The following is a 23,203-nucleotide window of genomic DNA, read 5'->3' as shown; positions in this document are numbered from 1 at the left end:
TCAGGCCTCGCCCGGGTAGACGAGGCCGATCTGGCCCCGGATCTCGTCGAGTGTCGCCATGATGTCCACCGTCTCATCGATCGTCAGGAGGTCGCCGACAAGATTGCCTTCGGCGACGAGTCGCTCGGCCGCGAGGGCCTGATACTGCATGCCGCGACCCTGCACGTGCGAGACGTAGTGTTCGCGCAGCGTGCCGTCGGGTCCGGTCAGCCGGAACGACGTCGCGTTGTACCAGGTGCGATCGACGTCGATTCGACCCTCGGTGCCCACGATGTGCGCCGTGTTGGGCCCGGCCGCGCGCGACGACGTGATCGTGGTCGAGATCGCTCCGGATGCGTGGGTGAAGATCGTCGCGATCTCGGTGTCGGCGCCGGTCTCGCTCTTGCGAGCCGACGCGACGATCGTTTCGGGGTGCCCCAGGATGTCCCAGGCGAACGAAACGGGATAGATCCCGAGGTCGAGCAGCGCGCCGCCGCCGAGCTCGAGCGCGTTCAGGCGGTGACCCGGGTCATCGGAGATCTGCTGGGTGTGGTCGGCGAAGACGGCCCGCACCTCACCGATCGCGCCCTCGGCCATCAGTTCGCGGATCCGCACCATGTGGGGCAGATAGCGCGTCCACATCGCCTCGAGCACGAGCACGCCGCGCGCGGCCGCGGCGTCGCGGACGGCGGCGGCCTCGGCGGCGTTCAGGGTGAACGGCTTCTCGACCAGCACGTGCTTGCCTGCGGCGATGACCGCGAGCGCGTTCTCTGCGTGCGACGGATGCGGCGTCGCGACGTAGACGATGTCCACGTCCGGGTCGGCGAGGAGGGCCTCGTACGAACCGTGCGCGTGGGGGATGCCGAACTCTTCGGCGAACGCCCGCGCCGAGACATCCGATCGCGACCCGACCGCGACGATCTCTCGGCCCGCGACGTGCAGGTCGTGGGTGAAGGTGCGGGCGATGCCGCCCGTCGCGAGGATTCCCCAGCGCAGTCCACTCATGCCCCGAGCCTACCCGCGGGGTGGGACGTGCCGCGGGGGGTATCGCGCGGTGCTCGAGTCTTCGCGCGGATGGCACGAGCGGGGCCCGGGCGCCGCGACCTACCCTGGAGCTGTAGACGGGAGAACCATGTCCGACATCCTCATCACCCCCGACGCCCTCGCCGCCCTGATCGCCGCGGGTGCGCCCGTGCGCGTGCTCGACGTGCGGTGGCGCCTGGATCGACCGGACGGGCGCCCCGAATACCTCGCGGGGCACATTCCGGGGGCCGTGTACGTCAGTCTCGACGACGACCTGGCGGCGCACGGTGAACCGACGGACGGGCGTCACCCGCTTCCGGACGTCTCGGCATTGCAGGCCGCGGCGCGTCGATGGGGGATCAACGACGGTGACACCGTGGTCGTCTACGACGACCTGAAGTCGCTCTCTGCGGCGCGGGCGTGGTGGGTGCTCACCGATGCGGGTGTCGAGGACGTGCGGATCCTCGACGGATCGCTGCGGGCCTGGACCGACGCCGGGCTGCCGCTCGACGAAGGAGACGCCGTGCCTAAGCCCGGGTCCGTGAGCCTTGTGGCGGGGCAGCTCGCTCAGGTCTCGATCGACGAGGCCGCGGAGCTCGCGGCATCCGGTGCCCTGCTCGACGTCCGTGCGCCCGAACGCTATCGCGGCGATGTCGAGCCGATCGACCCCCGGGCTGGCCACATCCCGGGCTCGATCAACGTGCCGACGACGGGCAATGTCGACGCGGACGGACGATTCCTGGGGCCCGAGGCCTTGCGCGCCCGCTTCGCGGAGGCCGGCGTCGACGACGCGTCGCCCGTCGCCGTGTCCTGCGGATCGGGAGTGACGGCATCGCACGCGTTCGTCGCCCTGCGGATCGCGGGTCTCGCGCCCACCCTGTACCCGGGATCGTGGAGTCAGTGGTCGAATCACCCGGAGCGTCCCGTCGTCACGAGGCCGAATCCGGGTTAGCACTACGGGACGATGACGATCTTGCCGTCGACACCGCTTTCGATCGCGCGGTGTGCCTCGGCCGCGTTCTCGAGCGAGAACGAGGGGCCCGCCTCGATCGAGAACACGCCCGCGGCGAGCAGCGCCATCGTGGTGGGGAATGCTTCGGCGCGCCACCCGAGTTCGGTGTCGGTCAGCGGAACCGAGCTTCCGCCCGAGAAGGCACGCAGGCCGTAGTCCGCGGCATCCCGTCCTCGCACGATCGTGCCGATGCGGTTGCGGTCGGCAACGAGTTCGAGGGATGTCTCGAGGGCCTCATCCGTTCCTGCGGCATCGAACGCGACCGTGATGCCCTGAGGTGCCGCCTCGCGAACGCGCTCGAGCAGGCCCGACCCGTAGGCCACCGGGGTGGCACCGAGTTCGCGCACGCGGTCGAAACGGCGCTCGCTCGCGGTCGCGATGACGGTGGCTCCCCAGAGCCGGGCGTACTGGATGGCGGCCTGGCCGACGGATCCGGATCCCGCGTGCAGCAGAAGGGTGTCGCCCGCGCCCACATCGAGCGAGCGGAGCACCTGGTACGCCGTTCCCACCGGGATGCCGATGCCGGCACCCGCGGCGGCCGAGACCGAGGGCGGGCGGGGAATCGCGTTGTGCGCGGCGACCCGCACCTCGCTCGCGTAGGTGCCGGACGTCTCGCGGAAGGCCACAGGGTCGCCGACCCGGAAGCCCTGCACATCATCGCCGACGGCGACGACCACGCCGGCGCCGTCGCGGCCGATGTGCCTCGGAGATTCGAGAGGCGCGGCGCCGCGCCTGCCCGCGCGCAACTTGGCGTCGATCGGGTTGACGCCCGCGGCCTCGACCCGGACGATCAGGTGGGCGGGACGCAGTTCGGGGGTCGGGGCCTCGGTGACCGCGAGAACCTCGGGGCCGCCGAACTCGGTGTAGACGATAGCGCGGGTCATGGTGATGCGTTCTTCCTCGTCGGGGATGGCGATCTGTCTCGAGCGTAGACCTCGCGTCGCGCGGGGCCCGCCCGTTTCGAACCGGGGCGGGTTGAATGCTGTGGGGCAGGTTCTGTCGTGCCCCACAGCACTCGACATGCCCCACTTCTTGCCGCGGCGGGGTTCAGGCGGGCCTGACGGTCAGGAGCCCTCTCGCAGGGCCTTCGTGATGCGGGGGAGCGAGACGGGCTCCGCAGTGCCCAGGCGCTGCGCGAACAGGCTGACGCGGTACTCCTCGAGCAACCAGCGGGTGTGGACGAGGGCCGGCGAGGCATCCGGGCTCACCGGGATCGTCCCACCCGCTTCGGCGTACAGGGCGGCAGCCCGTTCGAACTCGGTCATTCGCTGGCGATCGCGACCCGGGGTGTCGGCGAGCTCCTCGAGTCGCAGGCGCGCGCCCTCGAGATACCGGAGCAGATGGGGCAGACGGGCGGTGCCGGTCTGCAGCACGAATCCCGGATAGATCAGGCCCGCGACCTGCGCGCGCACATCGCCGAGAGCACCCAGCAGGGTCATGGCGTTCTGCCCGCGAAGGGCCTTGTCGACGTTGCGCGCGGCCAACAGGATGCGGGCGGTCAGCGATACGGCGGCGAACATCGCGTCGACGATCCCGGCCGAGACCGCATCGCGCACGCGCGCGAAGTCCTCAGCGCTGCGGACCACGCCGGTCGGCGCCACCGTGCCGATCAGCGTGTCCGCAGCCGCCGCACGGCAATCCTCGATCAGCGCCTTCGCCGAGGCGTACGGCGAGGCGGCGAGGGCGAGCTTCTCGTTCGCGGTCAAGTGCTCCTGCACGTACGAAACGGGCGAGGGCACGGCGAGCAGCACGAGTCGGCGGATGCCGACCCGCAAGGTTCGCTCGGCGGCATCCGGGGTCGTCTCGATGCGGAGCGAAACACTCGCGCCGTCATCGACGAGTGTCGGATAGCCGCGGACGACACCTCCCGCGACACGCGTATCGACGACGGACGGTAGGTCACCGAGGTCCCAGGTGGTGATTCCCTCGCGCTCGCGGACGGAGGCGCCGGTGCTCGGCGACGGATCGACCAGCGCGGCCGGACCCGCGCCACGCCGAGGCTTCCCCGTCGATGGCGGGGCCGCGAGACGGGTCGCGACGCTCTCGCGCGCACGGCCCGACAGGGTCTCCTGCAACTCGCGCAGGTCGCGCCCCGACCCGACCGTGCGTCCACGCTCGTCCACGACACGGAAAGTCGGACGCAGGTGCGCGGGAACCCGGTCCATTTCGAAGTCATCGACCGTCACGGGCTGGTTGGCGACCCGCTGCACGAGCTTCGCCAGCGCCGTGGCGAGAGACGTCGGGGGAAGACCCGCGTGGTTCTCGGGGCCGGCGCCGGCCAGGTCTTCGGCGAATCTTGCGGCCCAGTCCGCCGCGGGCACGACGTGTCGCCGGATGGACTTCGGCAGCGCTCGCAGCAGCGCCGTCACGAGATCCGGTCGCAGCCCGGGAACCTGCCAGTCGAAGCCATCCGGGCGGACGCTCGCGAGGAGCGCCAGGGGCACGATCACCGCGACCCCGTCATCGGGTGCACCCGGCTCGAACCGGTAGGCGAGGGTGAGGGTCTGATCGCCCTGGGTCCAACGGGTCGGGAAGTCCGCCGCATCCGATCGCGCCTCGCCCTCGAGCAGATCCTGCTCGCGCATCGTGAGAAGTTTGGGCGTGTGAGCGGATGCCTCACGCCACCAGTTCTCGAAGGACCGGACGTCGAAGACCTCCCGCGGAATGCGCGCGTCGTAGAACGCGAAAACGGCCTCGTCGCCGGCGAGGATGTCGCGCCGACGCTCGCGCTCTTCGACCCGCTCGAGGCGGCGGCGCAGCTCGTCGTTCGCGCGCGCGAAACTCGTCAGGCGCTTGTCGATCGTCGACGGATCCCATTCGCCCTCGACCAGGGCGTGGCGGACGAAGAGCTCCCGTGCGCCAGCGCGGTCGATGCGAGCGAACTGCACCCGACGGCGGGGGATGATCTCGACCCCGAAGAGCGTGACCTTCTCGAACGCGACGGCGGCCCCGGCATCCTTCGACCAGTGCGGCTCGCTGACCTGGCGCTTCGCCAGATCACCCGCGAGGGGCTCGGCCCAGGCGGGATCGATCGCGGCGACCGTGCGGGCGTAGAGACGTGAGGTCTCGACCAGCTCGGCGGCCATGACCGCCTTCGGTCGGGCCTTGCGGAGCCCCGAGCCGGGGAAGATGGCGAATCGGATGCCTCGGGCTCCGAGATACTCCGAGGCCGGTGCGGGGCGGGCTGGGGCGGCGCCCTTCTGCGCGGCGCGCTCGTCGATCAGGCCGATGTGTGAGAGCAGACCCGCGAGGATCGCGCGGTGGATCGCGGCGGGGTCGAGGGCCTGCTCGTCGGCGGTGGAACCGGCGCGGTCGGAACGGGCACCCTCGCGCGGGCGCTTCTGCGCGGGGACGAGGCTGCGGATCTGCCGGTGCACGTCGAACCACTCCCGCACGCGGACATAGTTGAGGTGCTCGGCGCGGCACAGGCGCCGGAACGCGCTCGATCCGTTCTCGCGCTGCGCCTCCTGCAGGTGATTCCAGAGGTTGAGCAGCGCGAGGAAGTCGCTCGTCGGATCGGCGAAGCGCGCGTGCAACCGGTCTGCCTCTTCGCGGCGCTCTTCGGGGCGCTCGCGGACATCCTGGATGGACATGCCCGCGACGATCGGCAGGACCTCGTGAATGGCGCCGGTGCGCTGCGCCTCGATCAGCATGCGGGCGAAGCGGGGGTCGATCGGCATCCGCGCGATGTCGCGCCCGATGCGCGTGAGGCGCGGGGCGCCTCGCCCGGGTTCCACGGCGCCGAGCTCGCCGAGCAAGTCGAGTGCGGCCTTGACGCCGCGGGAGTCCGGCGGGGTGAGGAACGGGAAGGCCTCGATGTCGCCGAAGCCGAGCGAGAGCATCTGCAGGATGACCGAGGCCAGGCTCGTGCGGAGGATCTCGGGTTCGGTGAACTCGGGGCGCTTGGCGAAGTCGTCCGCGGCGTACAGGCGGATTGCGATGCCGGGGCTCGTACGTCCGGCGCGGCCGGAACGCTGCTGCGCCGACGCCTGCGACACGGCCTCGATCGGCAGCCGCTGCACCTTCGCGCGATTGCTGTAGCGCGACATTCGGGCCGTGCCGACGTCGATCACGTAACGGATGCCGGGCACCGTGAGGCTCGTCTCGGCGACGTTGGTCGCCAGCACCACCCGGCGCCGCACGCCCGCGACCCGCGAGGGCTCGAAGACGCGGTGCTGGTCTGCCGATGACAGCCGTCCGAACAGCGGGAGTACCTCGGTGGGGGCCGCGCCCTGCGCGTAGGCGCCCCGGACGGCATCGGCGGCATCTCGGATCTCGGCCTCGCCCGGCAGGAACACCAGCACGTCGCCCGGTGCCTCGCGGTCGAGTTCGCGCAGCGCCGCGACGATCCCGGCGACCTCGTCGACGTCGACGTCGTACGCACGCTCGTCGACCGGGGCGCGGCTGGTTCCTTCGACAGGCTCAGGGACCGTGGGTGAGCCGTGTTCGGTCCCTGAGCTTGTCGAAGGGACCTCCCCGCCCCGAACATCTCGGAGGTGCGATGGGGCTGACGTCGCCTCGTCGGCCCGTTCCGCGCCCGCTCGGCCCGATCGATCCTTCGGGATGTCCGCCTCGCCCACCAAAGGGCGGTACCGGATGTCGACGGGGAACGTCCGCCCCGACACCTCGACGATCGGGGCAGGTGTGCCCGCGGCATCCGCGAAGTGCGCGGCGAAACTCTGCGGGTCGATGGTCGCCGACGTGACGATGATCTTGAGGTCGGGGCGCTCCGGCAGGATCCGCGTCAGGTACCCCAGCAGGAAGTCGATGTTGAGGCTGCGCTCGTGAGCCTCGTCGATGATGATGGTGTCGTAGCGGCGCAGCAACCGGTCGCGGTGGATCTCGTTCAGCAGGATGCCGTCGGTCATCAGCGCGACGAGGGTCTGGTCGGACACGTTGTCGGTGAACCGCACCTTGTATCCGACGAGGGTGCCGAGGGGCACCTCGAGCTCTTCGGCGATGCGCTCGGCGATCGTCCGCGCCGCGAGCCGCCGCGGCTGCGTGTGGGCGATGCGGGTGCGGCCGAGTTCGAGGCAGATCTTCGGCAACTGCGTCGTCTTGCCCGACCCGGTGGCACCGGCGACGATCACGACCTGGTTGCCCTCGATGGCGCGCGCGATCTCTTCCCGGGCGGCGCTGACGGGCAGCTCCGGCGGGAACGAGATCACGGGGACGGGCGCGGGCATAGCCCTCTATCGTATGACGCGCGCGCCATGGTCAGCCGTAGGTCGTGGGCCGTGGATCCCGGGCTGTCTACGCCCGCGACCCTAGGATGACCGCATGGGCTCGGAGGGTTTCGCACACGTGCGCTTTATCGGCTACGCGATCCCGACCGCCCCGGCGATGATCGTGCCCCTCGGCAACCCCGACCGCGGGTCCGCGATGGGCGGCACGTACCTCGGTCTCGGCGATGTGGCGGCGGATGTCGGGGGCAGGCTCTCGGTCATGCGCGCGGCCGTCCACGCGGCCCGCGATGCGCTGCCGGAGGGCGAGACCGATGTGCTGAACGTCTTCGTCGCCCCCGAGTTCTTCTGGCACGGGCCCCAGGGCCCGTATCTGCACGCGACCGGCGCGCCCGACCCGGTCGACCACATCCTCGAGCGTTTGGCCGCGGAGTTCCCGCCGGACGAGTACCCGAACTGGGTCTTCGTCTTCGGCACCGCGGTCACCGCGGCGGCGGATGACCCGCGCGAGGTGTTCTCGCGCGCCACGACGACGGTGCGGAACGGCGTCGTCGCCGACCTCGCGCACCGGTACCGTCAGGCGGCGGCTGACGACGCGGCGAAGGTCTTCGACATGATCGACGACTACCTGCAGTGGGGCCACGCGCATCCGGTCGTCCAGGTACGCAACCGCGCGCTGATCGTGAGCGCCACCCCGCTCGGCTCCGCAGGGGCGACGTTCGCCGCGCACACCGCCACGACAGACAAGGTCTTCGACTCCGCCGAGGACCTCGTGCTCTGGGACGTCACCGGTCGCGACGACGTCGTGACCGAGCAGATGTCGGCACACCCCTATGTCGATCTGTCGGCGGGCGACCTCAAGCGCGACCCGTTCGATGCCCACGCGATCCTGCGGCTCGGGACGACGGATGGACCCGCCACCGACATCGCGGTCGAGATCTGTCTCGATCACGCTGATGCCCGTTTGCGGGGCGCGATGTCGCGCACGCGCTGGCCGAGGGGAGATGACGGGATCGACCTGCAGATCGTCCCCTCGTGCGGTGCGACCCTCGCGCCCGGATCGATCGCGTCGACCGCGGGCGGCTACGCCTTCAACGTCGACGGTCAGCTTGCGGTCGGCGACAGCATCCTGCCCGCGGGCTCCGGATCGGTCTTCGGGGTACGGAGCGCCTACGGCAACTACGTCGACCCGGCCAACCCGCGGTACCGCGCGCACACCCAGCTCGCGGGCGTCGTGAGCGCGGCGGTCGGCGACGACGGACGTTCGCCGAGCGCCTCGGATGCCGAGCTCGCCCGGTTCGCTGACGACCTGGTCACCGTGGTGCCGGTCACAGCCCCGCCGACGCTCGACACATTCTTCGCGGGCGGGCCCGGCGCACTGCACATCTACGGCCTGCGCGCACCGCTTCCGCTCGGTCCGCGGTAGACCCGTTCCGCTCGGTCCGCGGTAGACCCGTTCCGCTCGGTCCGCGGTAGACCCGTTCCGCTCGGTCCGCGGTAGGGCTCTTGCCATTCCCCGTCAACCCCGTGCCCGGCGCTCGTGCGCTCCCTAGGCTGGGACGATGACGATTCCCACCCTCACTCTCCGGTCCGGCCACGACATCCCGCAGCTCGGCTACGGCGTCTTCAAGGTTCCCGCGGGCGACACCCAGCGAGCGGTCTCGGAGGCCCTGTCCATCGGCTACCGCCACATCGACACCGCCGCGATCTACGGCAACGAAGAGGGTGTCGGTGCAGCCATCGCGGGCAGCGGCATCCCGCGTGACGAGCTCTTCATCACCACCAAGCTCTGGAACGACCGCCACGACGGCGACGAGCCGAACGCCGCGATCCGCGAGAGCCTCGACAAGCTCGGACTCGATCACGTCGACCTCTACCTCGTGCACTGGCCCACCCCGGCCGCCGACAACTACGTCCACGCGTGGGCGAAGCTCATCGAGCTGCGCGACGCCGGGTTGACCCGAAGCATCGGCGTCTCGAACTTCGAGATCGCGCACCTCGACCGCATCGTCGCCGAAACGGGCGAGGTGCCGGCCGTGAACCAGATCGAGCTGCACCCGGCACACCAGCAGCGCGACATCGTCGCGTGGGGTGAGCAGAACGACATGCACATCGAGGCATGGGGGCCGCTCGGCCAGGGCAAGTACGACCTGTTCGGACTCGCACCGGTGCACGAGGCATCCGTCGCCCACGAGAAGACCCCGGCCCAGGTCGTGCTGCGCTGGCACGTCCAGAAGGGCTTCATCGTCTTCCCGAAGTCGGTGCGATCCGAGCGGCTGCGCGAGAACGCCGACATCTTCGACTTCGCGCTTTCGGATGCCGAGATGGCCGCGATCAACGCGCTGGACCCGGGCGATGGATCGGGTCGCGTGAGCGCACACCCGAACGACGTCAACTAGTCAGCGTCGAGTCATTCGTGATGGCGAGCCGTTCACAATTCAGTCTTTCGAGTATGGGCACGGCGGATTCGGTCTGGAAAGACGGGCACGGCCCCACATCCGCAGGCCGCAGAGACTGAATTGTGAACGCAATGCACGGGAAGGAACGGCCGATGACCTCTCGCCTGGACGACTCACGCAGCCCCTACCTGCGCGCGCACGCGGGTAATCCCGTCGCGTGGTACCCCTGGGGTCCCGAGGCTTTTGCCGAGGCGGCGCGGCGGGATGTGCCCGTACTCGTGTCCATCGGGTACTCGACGTGCCACTGGTGCCACGTCATGGCCCGCGAGTCCTTCTCGGACGAGGCGATCGCGGAGCAGTTGAACGACGGTTTCGTCGCCATCAAGGTGGATCGGGAGGAGCATCCGGATGTCGACGCCACCTATCTCTCCGCGGCCGCGGCGTTCACGCCGCACCTGGGCTGGCCGCTGACCGTCTTCGCGACGCCGACCGGCGTCCCCTTCTATGCGGGCACGTACTATCCGCCCGAGGCGCGGCCGCCGGTCCCGGCATTCCGCGATGTGCTGACGGCGGTGCGAGAGGCGTGGACCGAGCGGCGGGACGAGGTCGACGGGACCGCGGACGCGATCGCCGAGGCCCTGCGCACCGCGGCGCAGGGGGCCGACGGGTCGCTTCCGACGCTCGAGGATCTCGCCGGTGCTGCGCGCGCGGTCGCCGCGGCGGAGGATCCGGCGCACGGGGGGTTCATCTCCGGCGGCTCGGCGGATGCCCCGAAGTTTCCGATCGCGACGGCGCTCCGGTTCCTCCAGGCGCCGGGGCTCGCGGAGCACGCGCCCGAGGCGGCAGCACTCGCCGCACGCACCGTGCAGACGATGGCCGCGTCGCCCCTGCGCGATCCGGTCGAGGGCGGGTTCTTCCGTTATGCGACGCGCCGAGACTGGTCCGTGCCGCACTACGAGCGCATGCTGACCGACAACGCGCAGTTGCTCGACGCGGCCGTCCGCGCGGGCGAGGCATCGGTGGCCGCGGGGATCGCTTCGTTCCTGATCGATGTGCTGCAACAGGCATCCGGAGGGTTCGGCGCAGCCCAGGACTCCGAATCGGTGATCGAGGGACAGCGGAGCGAGGGCGGTTACTACGCACAGGATGCGGCGGGCCGGGGGCAGCTGTCGCCGCCCGCCGTCGACGGGGAAGTCGTCACGGGCTGGAACGGCCTGGCGATCGGTGCGCTCGCCTGTGCCGGAGCTCGTCTCGGCGAGCCGAGCTGGATCGAGGCGGCGGCGCGCGCGGCCGAGGACGTGATCCAGAACAACCTGCGCCCGGACGGCACCCTCGTCCGCGCCTCGCTCGATGAGATCCCCTCGCGCGCCCCGGCCGTGCTGGCGGACTACGGTCAGTTCGCATCGGGCCTGCTGGCACTCTCTGTCGCGGCGGCCGAACCGGCGTACGCCGTGGTCGCGCGAACACTCGTCGACCTGTGTGTCGACACCGAGACCCTCGCGGTGCGTGCGCCGGGCGGGGGTGACCCCGTGCTCGCGGCTCAGGGGATCAACACGGGCGGCGGGGAGTCGGACGGCGATGAGCCCTCGGGCGACGCGGCGATCGCGGGAGCGTGCCTGGACCTCTGGCTGCTCGGGGCAGGCGAGGGATATCGCGCTCGCGCATCCGGCATCGTTGGCTCACGGGTCGCCGAGGCGCTCGGCCGTCCGCTCGGCTACGGCGCGCTACTCGCCGTCACCGTGGGACTCGCCACGGCCCCGCGGCAGATCGTCGTCGTTTCCGACGACGCGGACGACCCGCTCGCTCGTGCGGCACGGGCGGTCACCGCCGACATCGTGGCAGTCGTGCCGGTGCAGCGAGCCGCGCAGTTCGCGGGCGCGGGATTCTCCCTCTTCGAGGGCAAGTCGCCCACCGACGCGCGGCCGACCGCATACGACTGCCGCGCGTTCGTCTGTCGATTGCCGACGACGGACCCGCGGGATCTCTCGGACTGAGCAGCGGCTACTCGCTCGGTCCGATCGCATCGCTGAGCCGTCGGAACGCCGAGGCGACGGCATCGCGTTGCTCGGGCGGCAAGCCGTCGAGCGCGTCGGCGCGGTGCCCGCGCGAGGTGGCGAAGGCGGCGCGCACGGGGGAGTCGTCTGGAATCGTCGCCGTGACACGGATGCTGCGACGGTCGGACTCGTGGGGCCGGCGTGCGAGGTACCCCCGGGTCTCGAGCCGATCGATGAGCGCCGTCGTCGCCGCGGTCGAGATCGCAAGGGTGCGGCTGATCTCGCTCGGTCGCACGAGGTCGCCGGCCTGCTCGGCCGCGAGCAGCAGGCGCAGCACGACGATGTCGTTGGCGCCCAGATTCAGGATGCCGCGCAGCTCGCGTTCTTCACCCGCCAGGGCCGCCTCGAGGCCGAGGAGCGCGTGGAGCGGGTCGCTGCGGGTGTCGGCGTACACGGCGGGGCCCCTCTCGGCGATGGACGAACGTGCGAATCCCACAGCCTACGACAGATTAGCTTCTGAATTTAGCTAAATAATCGAGAGAGTAGACCTTCTAGCGGAAAGTCGTCAGCGCGACGGCCGCGAGCGCGACCCCCAGCGCGACGACGCCCATGCCGGTTGCGGCCGTCAAACCCAGACGCGCCATGCGCGGCTTGCGGCGCAGGAGCGCTTCGCTCGAGCGCCGTCCGAGTGCCGCCTTCGCATCGCTGAGTTCGAGATAACGACCCACGGGCTCACCCTGCGCATCGGTCGCGACAAAGCCCCCGAGTACCTCGTCGATGCACCCCAGAAAGTTGCCGCCGCGGTTGCCGGCGATCAGGCCGGGCCCGACCGATACCCAGACCGTGCGCATCCGTGAGGGCGCGATCGGCGGTTCGACGAGTGCCATCGAACCTCCCGGAGCGCACGTGCTGCACGGAGTAGTTGCATAGAACGGATAGTTACTAGGCAAGTTACCTAAATCTGCGCGGGCGGCGGATCCGACACGCGGGTCAGATCCAGCTGAACATCCAGTTGTGCAAACGCCAGAACTCGTAGGGCACCTCGATGGCCGTCCACAGCGGGTACCAGAACACCGAGACCGCAACGGCGACGAGCAGGAATGCCGCGACCGCGCCCTGACCGCTCGTGCGACGGTCGGTCGGTGCATCCGATGGCCCAGCGATCCGGCGCAGCGACAGGACGAGGGCGAGGATGAGGAACGGCACGATCACGATCGTGTAGAACTGGAAAATCGTCCGCTCGGCGTAGAGCAGCCAGGGGATATAGGTCGCCCCGACCCCCGTGAGCACGAATGCCTCCCGCCAGTCCCGTGAGCGTCCCGACCCCGGCCAGACCAGACGCACCGCCAGGAAGACGATCGCGGCGACTCCCGCGTACCAGATCAGCGGATTGGGGATGCTCGAGATCGCCTGCACGCACCCGCCGGCCATGTCGCATCCATCGACGCCGGAGTCTGTCTTCTGCCAGTACATCGATGTCGGACGCAGCAGGAGCGGCCACTGCCACGCGGGCGAGGCGTACGAGTGCCCGCTGGTCAATCCCACGTGGAAGTTGTAGATCGCCTGGTGATAGTTCCCGAGCGCGAGAAAGGGATTCGCATCCGAATCGCGGTCATAACCGCCCTGGGTGACCAGCCAACCGGTCCAGGTCGACAGGTAGACGAGGGCCGCCACCGGTACGAAGAGCAGGAACGTCACGGGCCCTTGGCGAAGCGCCGCATCCGGAAACCAGCGTCGGATCCCCGCGCGCCGTCGCTCCAGGGTGTCAGTCACGACGAGGTAGATTCCCAGCGCCGCCAGGACGTAGAGGCCCGACCATTTCACCGCGGTCGCGGCGCCGAGCGCGACGCCGGCGGCCAGGATCCACGGACGCGACCACATCACCGGGCCCCAGCTCGGCGGGTCCTCGCCGGATGCTGCGAGCGCGATGCGGGTGTGCATTCTGTCGCGATCGATCAGGACGAACCAGAATGCCAGCAGCACGAAGAGCATCAGGAAGCCATCGAGCAGGGCCACGCGGCCGAGGACGATCCCGAGCCCGTCCACGGCGAGAAGGAGTCCGGCGATGCACGCCCAGACGGTCGAACCCGTCAGGCGGCGGGCGATGAGGATCAGTACCAGCACGGCAGCGGTGCCCGCGAGGGCGGCCGCAAAGCGCCATCCCCAGGCGGTGTCCGCGCCGAACGCGCCGTAGCCGAGCGCGATCAGCCACTTGCCGAGAGGGGGATGCACGACGAAGCTGCCGTCGGTGAGGAAGCCCATCGTGTCGCCGGAGAGGAATGCTTCGTCGGCTCCGTCGGGCCACTTCGACTCGTAGCCGAGGCGGGAGAGCGTCCAGGCATCCTTCGCGTAATACGTCTCGTCGAAGACCAGAGCGTGCGGATGACCCAGGTTGAACAGGCGCAGCACTGCCGCGAGCAGCGTGACCAGGGCGGGCGCGAGCCAGTGCCAGAGCCCCCCGACGCCGGGTCGGGTCCGGAGCCAGAGCACGAGTCGTTCGAACACCGTGGGCCGCGCGAGGGGCTGCAAGGGGTCGGTCGGGATGGGGCCGGTGCGTTCGGGGTCGAGGTCGCTGGCCGGCTGCACGCGACAAGCCTATGCGGCGGGTGCCTTGCGCAGCCGCTGCGTACATCCGAGAGGTACGGATCGGGTTTACGGTCCCAAACACGGCGTGTCGGGCACTGTGGGGCCCGTCGTACCTCTCAGATGTTCGGTCGTGTGGGTACGGATGCGAGACTGACCGGATGCTGATCCTCGCCGCGACCCCGATCGGCAACCTCGGGGATGCCTCGCGCCGTCTGGTCGAAACGCTCGAGGCGGCGACGATCATCGCGGCCGAAGACACCCGCACGACGCAGCGCCTCCTGGCGGGCCTCGGCATCACCAATCGCCCGCGGTTGATCGCCCTGCACGATCACAACGAGAAGCAGCGCGCCGCCGAGATCGTCGACCTCGCGGCGGAGCAGGACGTCCTCGTCCTGAGCGATGCGGGCATGCCGACGGTCAGCGATCCGGGCTTCGGCCTCGTCGCCGAGGCCGCGGCGCGCGGGGTGACGGTCACCGCACTGCCCGGCCCGAGTGCGGTCCTGACGGCGCTCGCCGTGGCGGGGTTGCCGACCGACCGCTTCACCTTCGAGGGCTTCCCGGGACGCAAACAGGGCGAGCGCCGCTCGGCATTCACGGCACTGGCGCGCGAGCCGCGCACGATGGTGTTCTTCGAGGCTCCGTCTCGGATCGCCGCGACCCTCGCCGATATGGCCGGAGTCTTCGGCGCCGACCGTCCCGCCGCCGTGTGCCGCGAGCTGACGAAGATGTACGAAGAGGTCAAGCGCGGCGGACTCGCCGAGCTCGCCGACTGGGCCGAGGGTGGCGTCCGGGGCGAATGCGTCATCGTGGTCGGCGGGGCATCGAACGCCCGCCCGCCGCTCGCGGAAGCCGTCGCCCAGGTGCTCGAGCTCGTCGCGGCGGGCGGACGGATGAAGGATGCCTGCACGGAGGTCGCCGCGGCGACCGGACATCCCTCGCGCGAGCTGTATCAGGCGGCGCTCGCGGCGAAGTCCGACGCAAAACCGAAGTCCGACGCGAAGCCGAAGTAGCGTTGCGGGCATGAGCCGCCGCGGTGGGGTCGCCCTCCTTCTGATCATCGGACTGGTCCTGGCCGGATGCGCCCCCGAGCCGGGCGACGCGGGCCCGGGCGAGGCGACAACGATGGGCGCGGGGGACCCGAGTGCCGAGGCCTCTGCGCCCGACGCATCCGCCCCGACGGCCCCGGCGATCGTCGTGCCCGCCGCGTGCGGGGAGGTGCTCTCCGACGCCGAGATCAGCGAACTGACCGGAGCGCCCCAGTACCTCGCACCCACGGTGCCGTCGGTCGAGACGCTCCCGGGACCCCTCGCCCGCGAGACGGCGGCCGGGGCCGACGAAGCACTGGCGTGCCTGTGGTGGGTCGAAGACGTGTGGGAGAGCACGCTCCCCCTCTTCGTCTTCCGCACCAGCGCTGCGGCGCAGAGCGCCCTCGTCGACGGGCTCCGCACCTCGACGCTCTATACCGAGACGACGATCGATGGCGAACTGGCCTTCACCTCGACGTTTTCGGACGAGCTCTTCATCAACCAGCTCGTGTACATCTTCGTGGACGATGTCTGGATCGCGCTGGTCGCTCCTGTTGAACCCGACGTCGCACGCGCGGTCGCAGGCGGAGCGCTGACCGCCATCACCGGATGAATCCCGTTGCCGGGCCCGCTACCCGGGCGTTCGTCACACCGCGGAGCCGACGCATCCGTCCCGCCTAGAATCGACGGGTGACTTCCGGCCGTTCGTTCTACATCACCACCCCCATCTACTACCCCAGCGACGTGCCCCACATCGGGCACGGGTACACGACGGTGGCGGTCGACGCGCTCGCGCGCTGGCACCGCCAGGCGGGCGATGACACCTGGATGCTCACGGGCACCGACGAGCACGGCCAGAAGATGATCCGCGCGGCGGCGGCGAACAACGCCACCCCGCAGGAGTGGGTCGACAAGCTCGTCACCGAGTCGTGGTTCCCCCTGCTCGAGACCCTCGACATCGCCAACGACGACTTCATCCGTACGACGCAGGAGCGCCACGAGACCCGCGTGCAGACGTTCCTGCAGGCGATCTACGACCGCGGCTACATCTACGCGGGCGAATACGAGGCGCTCTACTGCGTCGGCTGCGAGGAGTTCAAGCCCGAGTCCGAGATCGTCGACGGCACCGGCCCGTTCGAGGGCCTGAAGGTCTGCGTCATCCACTCGAAGCCGCTCGAGCTGCTGCAGGAGAAGAACTACTTCTTCAAGCTCAGCGAGTTCGCCGACCGGCTGCTCGAGCTCTACCGCGACGAGCCGGACTTCGTGCGCCCCGAGTCCGCGCGCAACGAGGTCATCTCGTTCGTCCGCAGTGGTCTGAAGGATCTCTCCATCTCGCGGTCGACGTTCGACTGGGGCATCGAGGTGCCGTGGGACTCTTCGCACGTCATCTACGTGTGGGTGGATGCGCTGCTCAACTACGCCACCGCCGTGGGCTACGGCGCCGATCCCGAGACGTTCGAGCGCCGCTGGCCGGCGTACCACGTGGTCGGAAAAGACATCCTGCGCTTCCACGCCGTGATCTGGCCCGCCATGCTGATGGCGGCCGGGCTCGACGTGCCGCGCGGAGTGTTCGCGCACGGCTGGTTGCTCGTCGGCGGCGAGAAGATGTCGAAGTCCAATCTGACGGGAATCGCGCCGACCGAGATCACGGATGTCTTCGGTTCGGATGCGTACCGGTTCTACTTCCTCTCGGCGATCGCGTTCGGGCAGGACGGCTCGTTCTCGTGGGAGGACCTGTCGGCCCGCTACCAGGCCGAGCTCGCGAACGGATTCGGCAACCTCGCCTCGCGCTCCATCGCGATGATCGAGAAGTACTACGAGGGGATCGTGCCGCCTCCGGGGGAGTACACCGAGGGCGACCTCGCCGTGCAGAAGATCGTTTCGGATGCCGTTACCACCGCCGACGCGGCCATCGACCGATTCCGCATCGACGAGGCGATCGCCGCGATCTGGACGATCGTCGACGCGCTCAACCTGTACATCACCGAGAACGCGCCGTGGGCCCTGGCGAAGGACGATGCCCAGCGCGAGCGGCTCGGCACGGTGCTCTACACCGCCGCCGAGGGTCTGCGCGCGCTCGCCGTGCTGCTCTCGCCCGTGACGCCCGAGTCGACCGAGAAGCTCTGGATCGCGCTCGGCGCGGCCGAGAGCCTCGGGCGACTCCGCGATCAGCCGATCCGCGAGGCCGGCGCCTGGGGAATCCTCCGTCCCGGCACGAGCGTCAACGGCCTGGCACCGCTGTTCCCGCGCGTCGAGCAGAGCGTGTGACGAGCCGGACCACCGCGAACGGACGCAACACGCCGTCTGACGCGGGCTCGAGGCGGCGTGTTGCGTCCGTTCGCGTGACTCGAGGAGACACAGCAACGTGAGTGACCCGAGCCAGTACGTGCGCGAGCGCACGCAAGAAGGGCGAAAAGACATCCGGTATCCGGGTGCTCCCGAGCCTCTCGCCGTCGCGGTGTACGACAACCACTGCCACCTCGAGATCATGGACGGCCCTGATCCGCTGTCCCTCGAGCAGCAGCTCGAGCGCGCCGCCGAGGTCGGCGTGATCGGGGTCGTGCAGGCCGGGGGTGACATCGAGTCCAGCCGCTGGTCGGCCTGGGCCGCGGTCTCACACGTGCGAGTCCTCGCGGCCGTCGCGATCCACCCGAACGAGGCCCCGGCCTACGCCGCGGCCGGTCGGCTGGACGAGGCGATCGCGGTCATCGACGAGCTTGCCGCGCAGCCCCGCGTGCGCGCCGTCGGCGAGACCGGCCTGGACTTCTTCCGCACGGAGGAGGAGGGGCTGCCCGCGCAGTTCGAGAGCTTCGAGGCGCACATCGCGCTCGCCAAGAAGCACGGCATCGCGATGCAGATCCACGACCGCGACGCTCACGACGCCGTGCTCGAGACGCTCGAGCGGGTCGGCGCACCCGATCGCACCGTGTTCCATTGCTTCTCGGGCGATGACGCGATGGCGCGCATCGCCGCGGACCGGGGGTACTACCTCTCGTTCGCGGGCAACGTCACGTTCAAGAATGCCCAGAACCTGCGCGACGCGCTTGCGGTCACCCCGCGCGAGCGGATCCTGGTCGAAACGGATGCCCCGTTCCTGACGCCCGTGCCGCACCGCGGGCGTCCGAACGCGCCCTACCTGATCCCCGTCACGGTCCGCTTCATGGCCGCCGAACTCGGTGTCGACGTCGACGAGTTGTGCGCGCAGCTCGCCGCCAACACCGTCGCGGCGTATGGCGAGTTCTGACCTACCGCGCGCGGGCGGCCTTCGCGGCGGCGCGGTCGTCGGCCGCGACGGTGAACAGCGTCTCGGTCTGCTCGAGCTCCATGCCCTTGGTCTCGGGGATGCGCAGGAGTACGTAGAAGAACGACAGGGTCGCGAACACGGCGTACATCAGGTAGGTGAGCGGAAGCGACCATCCGGACATCGCCGGGAAGCTGACGGTGATCAGGAAGTTGGCGATCCACTGCGCCCCGGCGGCGACGCCCAGCGCCTTGCCGCGGATGCGGCTGGGGAAGATCTCGCCGAGCAGCACCCAGACCAGCGGGCCCCACGACGCACCGAAACCGATCACGAACAGGTTCGCCGCGACCAGCGCGATCGGACCCCACGCGCCGGGGAGCGACACCTCTCCATCGACCGTCTCGGCGAAGGCGAAAGACAGAGCCATGGCCCCGAGGGAGACGGCCATCAGGACGGAACCGGTCAGCAGGATCGGCTTGCGTCCGACGCGGTCGACCAGCACGATCGCCACGATCGTCACCGCCACGTTGGTGACGGAGGTGATCACACCGATCAGGAGCGAGTTCTGCTCGGTGAAGCCCACGGCCAGCCACAGGGTCGTCGAGTAGTAGAAGATCACGTTGATGCCGACGAACTGCTGGAAGACCGACAGGATGATGCCGGTCCAGACGATCGGCTGAAGCCCGAGCGCCTTGCCGCGGAGCGAAACGCCCCGTGACTTCTTGTCTTGCTGGATCCTCTGGTCGAGCTCGCGCATGGTCTGCTCGAGGTCGGCCTCGGGCACGAGCCGTGCGTAGACCGCGCGGGCCTCGTCGTAACGCCCCTTCGCGATGAGGAAGCGGGGGGATTCGGGCATCGTGAACGCCAGCACGCCGTAGACGAGTGCCGGAACGGCCTCGACGAGCAGCATCCATCGCCACGCCTCGAGTCCGAACCACAACTGCGACGACGCGCCACCCGCAACTCCCGCGAGAACGGCGTTGGAGAGGAGGGCGCCGAAGATTCCGAGGGTGATCGCCAGCTGCTGGAGCGAACCGAGCGTGCCGCGGATCTGTCGCGGCGCGACCTCGGCGATGTAGGCCGGCGCGACCACAGAGGCGATTCCGATGCCGAGGCCACCGATGAAGCGCCAGACCGTCAGGTCGACCGCGCTGAATGCGAGTCCGGAGCCGATGGCGCTCGCGAAGAACAGCACGGCACCGATCATCATGACCCGGAGGCGACCCCACCGGTCGCTGAGGACTCCGGCGAGCACCGCGCCCAGAGCACAACCCAGGAGCGCGATCGCGACGACGACTCCTGTGACGACCGCGTTGAGGCCGAACTGATTCTCGATCGATGCGACAGCGCCGTTGATGACCGAAGAATCGAAGCCGAAGAGGAACCCGCCGACCGCCGCCGCAATGGAGAGCCCCACGGCCCGTCGCCCGAAGGGGCTCTTCATCGAGAACGCTTGCGTGGGGATGGCTCCGGTGCTCACGACGGACACACTACCCCGGACGGTGTAGGGCGGGACGCATCACCCTCCGGGCGATTCGAACCATGCCCGGGAACCCACGGCCTAGGCTGGGCGCATGTCGGTGACCCTCCTCGGCGCATCCGAGATCCGCCGACTCGCGGCCGAGCTCGATGTGACGCCCACCAAGAAGCTCGGTCAGAACTTCGTCGTCGACGCCAACACGGTGCGCCGGATCGTGCAGATCGCGCGCGTCACCGAGGACGACCGGGTCGTCGAGGTCGGACCCGGGCTCGGGTCCCTGACGCTGGCGATCCTCGAGGCCGGGGCATCCGTCACCGCCGTCGAGATCGATCATCGTCTCGCGGCCCGCCTGCCCGAAACGGCGACGGCACACGGGGTCGCCGACGGCGCGCTCACGGTCGTCGATGCAGACGCGCTGCGGGTGACCGAGCTGCCGGGCGACCCGCGCGTGCTGGTCGCGAATCTGCCGTACAACGTCTCGGTGCCCGTGCTGCTGCACCTGCTCGAGCACTTTCCGGATCTCGAGCGTGGCGTCGTGATGGTGCAGTCGGAAGTGGGGGAGCGGCTCGCGGCGCCCCCCGGATCGAAGGTCTATGGCGCGCCGAGCGTCAAGGCGGCCTGGTACGGAAAATGGCGGCTGGCCGGGATGGTGTCGCGGCAGGTGTTCTGGCCCGTGCCGAACGTCGACTCCGTACTCGTCGCCTTCGAGCGCGACGCGCAACCGCGGGGGAGCGACGACGACCGACGCGCGGTGTTCGCCATCGTCGATGCGGCATTCCAGCAGCGACGCAAGATGCTTCGCCAGGCGCTCGCCGTGGTTCTCGGCGGAAGCGCTGCGGATGCCTCGGCGATCCTCACGGCGGCGGGCGTCGCGCCGACGGCACGGGGCGAAGAGCTCGGCATCGACGAGTTCGAACGCATCGCCGCGGCTTTGCGCAAGGTGGCGCCGGGATCCGTCGGCATCGCTAGCCTGGACGGATGAGCGAAAGCGTCAGGTTCCCCTCCGTGTCCGAACTCCACCGCCCGTACACGGCGGCGGAAGACCGTTACAGCGGTACCGACTACCGCCAGGTCGGCACGTCGGGCCTCTTCCTTCCGCCGATCTCTCTCGGCCTGTGGTGGAACTTCGGCGACAACATCCCGTTCGACAACCAGCGTGCGCTCCTGCGCGGCGCTTTCGACCGCGGCATCACGCACTTCGATCTGGCCAACAATTACGGCCCCCCCTACGGCACCGCCGAGACGAACTTCGGACGGATGATGCGCGAGGACCTCGCACCGTACCGCAACGAACTCATCATCTCGTCGAAGGCGGGCTACGACATGTGGCCTGGCCCGTACGGCAACCACGGTTCGCGCAAGTACCTGATCGCCTCCGCCGAGGAGTCGCTCACGCGGATGGGTCTGGACTACGTGGACATTTTCTATTCGCACCGAGCCGACGCGGTGACGCCCATCGAGGAAACCGTGGGGGCGCTCGACACCCTGGTGCGTCAGGGCAAGGCGTTGTACGTCGGGATCTCGTCGTACAGCGCGGAGCGGACGGCCGAGGCCGCCGCCGTGGCCCGCTCGCTCGGGACGCCGCTCGTCATCCATCAGCCGTCGTACTCGATTCTGAACCGCTGGATCGAGGACGGCCTGACCGGGGTGCTCCGCCAGGAGGGCATGGGTGCGATCGCATTCACGCCGCTCGCCCAGGGTCTGCTGACGTCCAAGTACCTCGGTGACGGTTCGGCCGAGCGTGCGCAGAAGCGTGGTTCGCTCCCGAGCGGACGACTCTCGGACGACGCCGTCGCGAAGCTGCGTGGCCTCGACGTCATCGCGAAGGAACGCGGTCAGACCCTCGCGCAACTCGCGCTGCAGTGGGTGCTGCGGGACGGCGTGGTCTCGTCGGCGCTCATCGGGGCATCCCGCACGGAGCAGCTCGACGAGAACATCGCGGCGCTAGCGGGCCCCGCCTTCGACACCGAGGAACTCGAGCAGATCGACGCGCTGTCGGACTCTCTGGATGTCAATCTCTGGGCGGAGTCGTCTGCGCTGTGAGCACCGCCGGCCCCCTGCGGCCCGACGCGGCGCGCGTGCATGTGCGCGCACCGGGCAAGGTCAACGTCTTCCTCGAGGTCGGCCGGGTCATGGACGACGGTTACCACGAACTGGCGACGGCCTTTCAGGCGGTTTCCCTGTTCGAGGATGTGTGGGCCACCGCATCCGATGACTTCTCGGTCTCGGTGCACGGGTCCGTCGACACCTCCGGCGTCCCGATCGACGATCGGAACCTCGCGCTTCGCGCCGCGCGCTTGCTCGCGAGCAAAACGGGCTATAAGGGAGGTGTGCATCTCGAGATCCGCAAGGGCGTGCCGGTTGCGGGAGGCATGGGCGGCGGCTCGGCAGATGCCGCCGCCGCACTCGTCGCGTGCGACGCGCTGTGGGACACGCGCTTGACGACCACGCAGTTGCAGGGGCTGGCCGCACGGCTCGGGGCCGATGTTCCCTTCGCGCTGCAGGGCGGCACGGCCATCGGTACCGGTCGCGGTGACGAGTTGAGCCCCGCGCTCGCACGCGGGCGGTTCGAGTGGGTCTTCGTGACGGATGGCGGGGGATTGTCGACCCCGCAGGTCTATGCCGAACTCGACGCGCATCGCGAGCGTGCCCAGACCGACATCGCGCCGGCGGTCCGCCAGCCCGTCGTCGATCCGGACGTGCTGCACGCGCTGCGCGCGGGCGATCCTCTCCGGCTCGCGGCGGCGCTGCGCAACGACCTTCAGGTCGCGGCCCAGAATCTGCGCCCGGATCTCGTGGCGCGCATCGAGGAGGGTGAGCGCGCGGGGGCCCTCGCGGGAATCGTCTCGGGCTCCGGCCCGACGACGGCGTTCCTCTGCGCCGACGCCGAGGCCGCCCTCGATGTGCGCGTCGCGCTCTCGGCCTCGGGCCACGTCGCCCTGAGCGCCCACGGCCCGGTACCCGGCGCCCGCGTCATCCCCTGACCCGCGCGCGGCCCCCGCGCCCCGCGCCGGGCGCCGCCTTGCCGAGATCGCCGCTTGTCGCCGAGCCCGCCGGATACCTACGGTGCATAAGCAGCGGACTCGCGGTTAACGGGCGATCTCGGTGGGAGGAAGGGATGGCGCGCTCGGTGAGGGAGAGAAGCGAGACGCGAGACGGGAGGGCGAGGAGAGAGTCGGGAATGCGATGGAGTAGGCCACGACCCCGAGTGGGGTCCGTGGCGCGAGGTCGTCGACGCCCAGTCTTGAGCCCGTAGCCGGTTAGGACGGGGTTTCGCAAGC

18 protein-coding genes are annotated in these 23,203 nt (G+C 69.8%); 11 read left to right on the top strand and 7 right to left on the bottom strand.

Annotated features, from left to right (window positions below):
- Positions 1-984, bottom strand: a complete 984-nt coding sequence (locus ACIQ0W_RS05490; RefSeq protein ID WP_396641783.1) for a Gfo/Idh/MocA family protein — start codon at positions 982-984, stop codon at positions 1-3.
- Between the two features lie 127 nt (positions 985-1,111).
- Here ACIQ0W_RS05490 and ACIQ0W_RS05485 point away from each other — a divergent pair, with 127 nt between their 5' ends.
- Positions 1,112-1,954, top strand: coding sequence for a sulfurtransferase (locus ACIQ0W_RS05485; RefSeq protein WP_396641782.1), 843 nt, complete (start codon positions 1,112-1,114; stop codon positions 1,952-1,954).
- A 2-nt stretch (positions 1,955-1,956) separates the two neighbouring features.
- Here ACIQ0W_RS05485 and ACIQ0W_RS05480 read toward each other — a convergent pair whose 3' ends face one another.
- Complete coding sequence (locus ACIQ0W_RS05480) at positions 1,957-2,898, bottom strand: NADP-dependent oxidoreductase (RefSeq protein ID WP_396641781.1); 942 nt, start codon at positions 2,896-2,898, stop codon at positions 1,957-1,959.
- Positions 2,899-3,078: 180 nt separating this feature from the next.
- Entirely contained in the window at positions 3,079-7,200 is a 4,122-nt protein-coding gene (hrpA, locus tag ACIQ0W_RS05475; protein ID WP_396641780.1) for an ATP-dependent RNA helicase HrpA, read from the bottom strand.
- Between the two features lie 94 nt (positions 7,201-7,294).
- Here hrpA and ACIQ0W_RS05470 point away from each other — a divergent pair, with 94 nt between their 5' ends.
- The 3 genes from ACIQ0W_RS05470 (at position 7,295) to ACIQ0W_RS05460 (ending at position 11,590) form a co-directional block, all read left to right on the top strand.
- Complete coding sequence (locus ACIQ0W_RS05470) at positions 7,295-8,623, top strand: hypothetical protein (RefSeq protein ID WP_396641779.1); 1,329 nt, start codon at positions 7,295-7,297, stop codon at positions 8,621-8,623.
- A gap of 136 nt (positions 8,624-8,759) precedes the next feature.
- On the top strand, positions 8,760-9,596 hold the full coding sequence (locus ACIQ0W_RS05465) for an aldo/keto reductase (protein WP_396641778.1): 837 nt from the start codon (positions 8,760-8,762) through the stop codon (positions 9,594-9,596).
- Between the two features lie 152 nt (positions 9,597-9,748).
- Positions 9,749-11,590 (top strand): thioredoxin domain-containing protein, encoded by a 1,842-nt coding sequence (locus ACIQ0W_RS05460; RefSeq protein WP_396641777.1) that lies wholly within the window; start codon positions 9,749-9,751, stop codon positions 11,588-11,590.
- 7 nt (positions 11,591-11,597) lie between these two features.
- Here ACIQ0W_RS05460 and ACIQ0W_RS05455 read toward each other — a convergent pair whose 3' ends face one another.
- The 3 genes from ACIQ0W_RS05455 to ACIQ0W_RS05445 form a co-directional block, all read right to left on the bottom strand.
- Positions 11,598-12,044, bottom strand: a complete 447-nt coding sequence (locus ACIQ0W_RS05455; protein WP_396641776.1) for a MarR family winged helix-turn-helix transcriptional regulator — start codon at positions 12,042-12,044, stop codon at positions 11,598-11,600.
- A 97-nt stretch (positions 12,045-12,141) separates the two neighbouring features.
- Entirely contained in the window at positions 12,142-12,477 is a 336-nt protein-coding gene (locus ACIQ0W_RS05450; RefSeq protein WP_396641775.1) for a hypothetical protein, read from the bottom strand.
- Positions 12,478-12,580: 103 nt separating this feature from the next.
- Entirely contained in the window at positions 12,581-14,176 is a 1,596-nt protein-coding gene (locus ACIQ0W_RS05445) for a dolichyl-phosphate-mannose--protein mannosyltransferase (protein WP_396641774.1), read from the bottom strand.
- A gap of 158 nt (positions 14,177-14,334) precedes the next feature.
- On the opposite strand from ACIQ0W_RS05445, the gene rsmI reads away from it, so the two are divergent.
- The 4 genes from rsmI (at position 14,335) to ACIQ0W_RS05425 (ending at position 18,445) form a co-directional block, all read left to right on the top strand.
- The gene (gene rsmI, locus ACIQ0W_RS05440) at positions 14,335-15,186 is read left to right on the top strand and encodes a 16S rRNA (cytidine(1402)-2'-O)-methyltransferase (protein ID WP_396641773.1); all 852 of its coding nucleotides are present in this window, start codon (positions 14,335-14,337) and stop codon (positions 15,184-15,186) included.
- Positions 15,187-15,196: 10 nt separating this feature from the next.
- Positions 15,197-15,814 (top strand): hypothetical protein, encoded by a 618-nt coding sequence (locus ACIQ0W_RS05435; protein WP_396641772.1) that lies wholly within the window; start codon positions 15,197-15,199, stop codon positions 15,812-15,814.
- Between the two features lie 77 nt (positions 15,815-15,891).
- Positions 15,892-17,469: a methionine--tRNA ligase gene (metG, locus tag ACIQ0W_RS05430; RefSeq protein ID WP_396641771.1), complete on the top strand. Its 1,578-nt coding sequence runs from the start codon at positions 15,892-15,894 to the stop codon at positions 17,467-17,469.
- 97 nt (positions 17,470-17,566) lie between these two features.
- Positions 17,567-18,445, top strand: a complete 879-nt coding sequence (locus ACIQ0W_RS05425; protein ID WP_396641770.1) for a TatD family hydrolase — start codon at positions 17,567-17,569, stop codon at positions 18,443-18,445.
- A gap of 1 nt (position 18,446) precedes the next feature.
- Here ACIQ0W_RS05425 and ACIQ0W_RS05420 read toward each other — a convergent pair whose 3' ends face one another.
- Positions 18,447-19,886 carry a sugar porter family MFS transporter gene (locus ACIQ0W_RS05420; protein ID WP_396641890.1) on the bottom strand — a complete coding sequence of 480 codons (1,440 nt, stop codon included), beginning with the start codon at positions 19,884-19,886 and terminating at the stop codon, positions 18,447-18,449.
- A gap of 130 nt (positions 19,887-20,016) precedes the next feature.
- Here ACIQ0W_RS05420 and rsmA point away from each other — a divergent pair, with 130 nt between their 5' ends.
- Genes rsmA through ACIQ0W_RS05405 form a run of 3 tightly spaced genes read left to right on the top strand, consistent with a single transcriptional unit; the run spans position 20,017 to position 22,906 of the window.
- Positions 20,017-20,904 carry a 16S rRNA (adenine(1518)-N(6)/adenine(1519)-N(6))-dimethyltransferase RsmA gene (gene rsmA / locus ACIQ0W_RS05415; RefSeq protein WP_396641769.1) on the top strand — a complete coding sequence of 296 codons (888 nt, stop codon included), beginning with the start codon at positions 20,017-20,019 and terminating at the stop codon, positions 20,902-20,904.
- Positions 20,901-21,965: an aldo/keto reductase gene (locus ACIQ0W_RS05410; RefSeq protein ID WP_396641768.1), complete on the top strand. Its 1,065-nt coding sequence runs from the start codon at positions 20,901-20,903 to the stop codon at positions 21,963-21,965. The genes rsmA and ACIQ0W_RS05410 overlap by 4 nt, the downstream gene beginning before the upstream one ends.
- Positions 21,962-22,906, top strand: a complete 945-nt coding sequence (locus tag ACIQ0W_RS05405) for a 4-(cytidine 5'-diphospho)-2-C-methyl-D-erythritol kinase (protein WP_396641767.1) — start codon at positions 21,962-21,964, stop codon at positions 22,904-22,906. The genes ACIQ0W_RS05410 and ACIQ0W_RS05405 overlap by 4 nt, the downstream gene beginning before the upstream one ends.
- The last annotated feature ends 297 nt before the right edge of the window (positions 22,907-23,203 follow it).

Origin of the sequence: Microbacterium sp. (genome assembly GCF_044340635.1) — a bacterium.
GTDB lineage: Bacteria > Actinomycetota > Actinomycetes > Actinomycetales > Microbacteriaceae > Microbacterium.
Note: the sequence above shows the minus strand (reverse complement) of the source record. Positions and strands in the feature narration are given on the sequence as shown.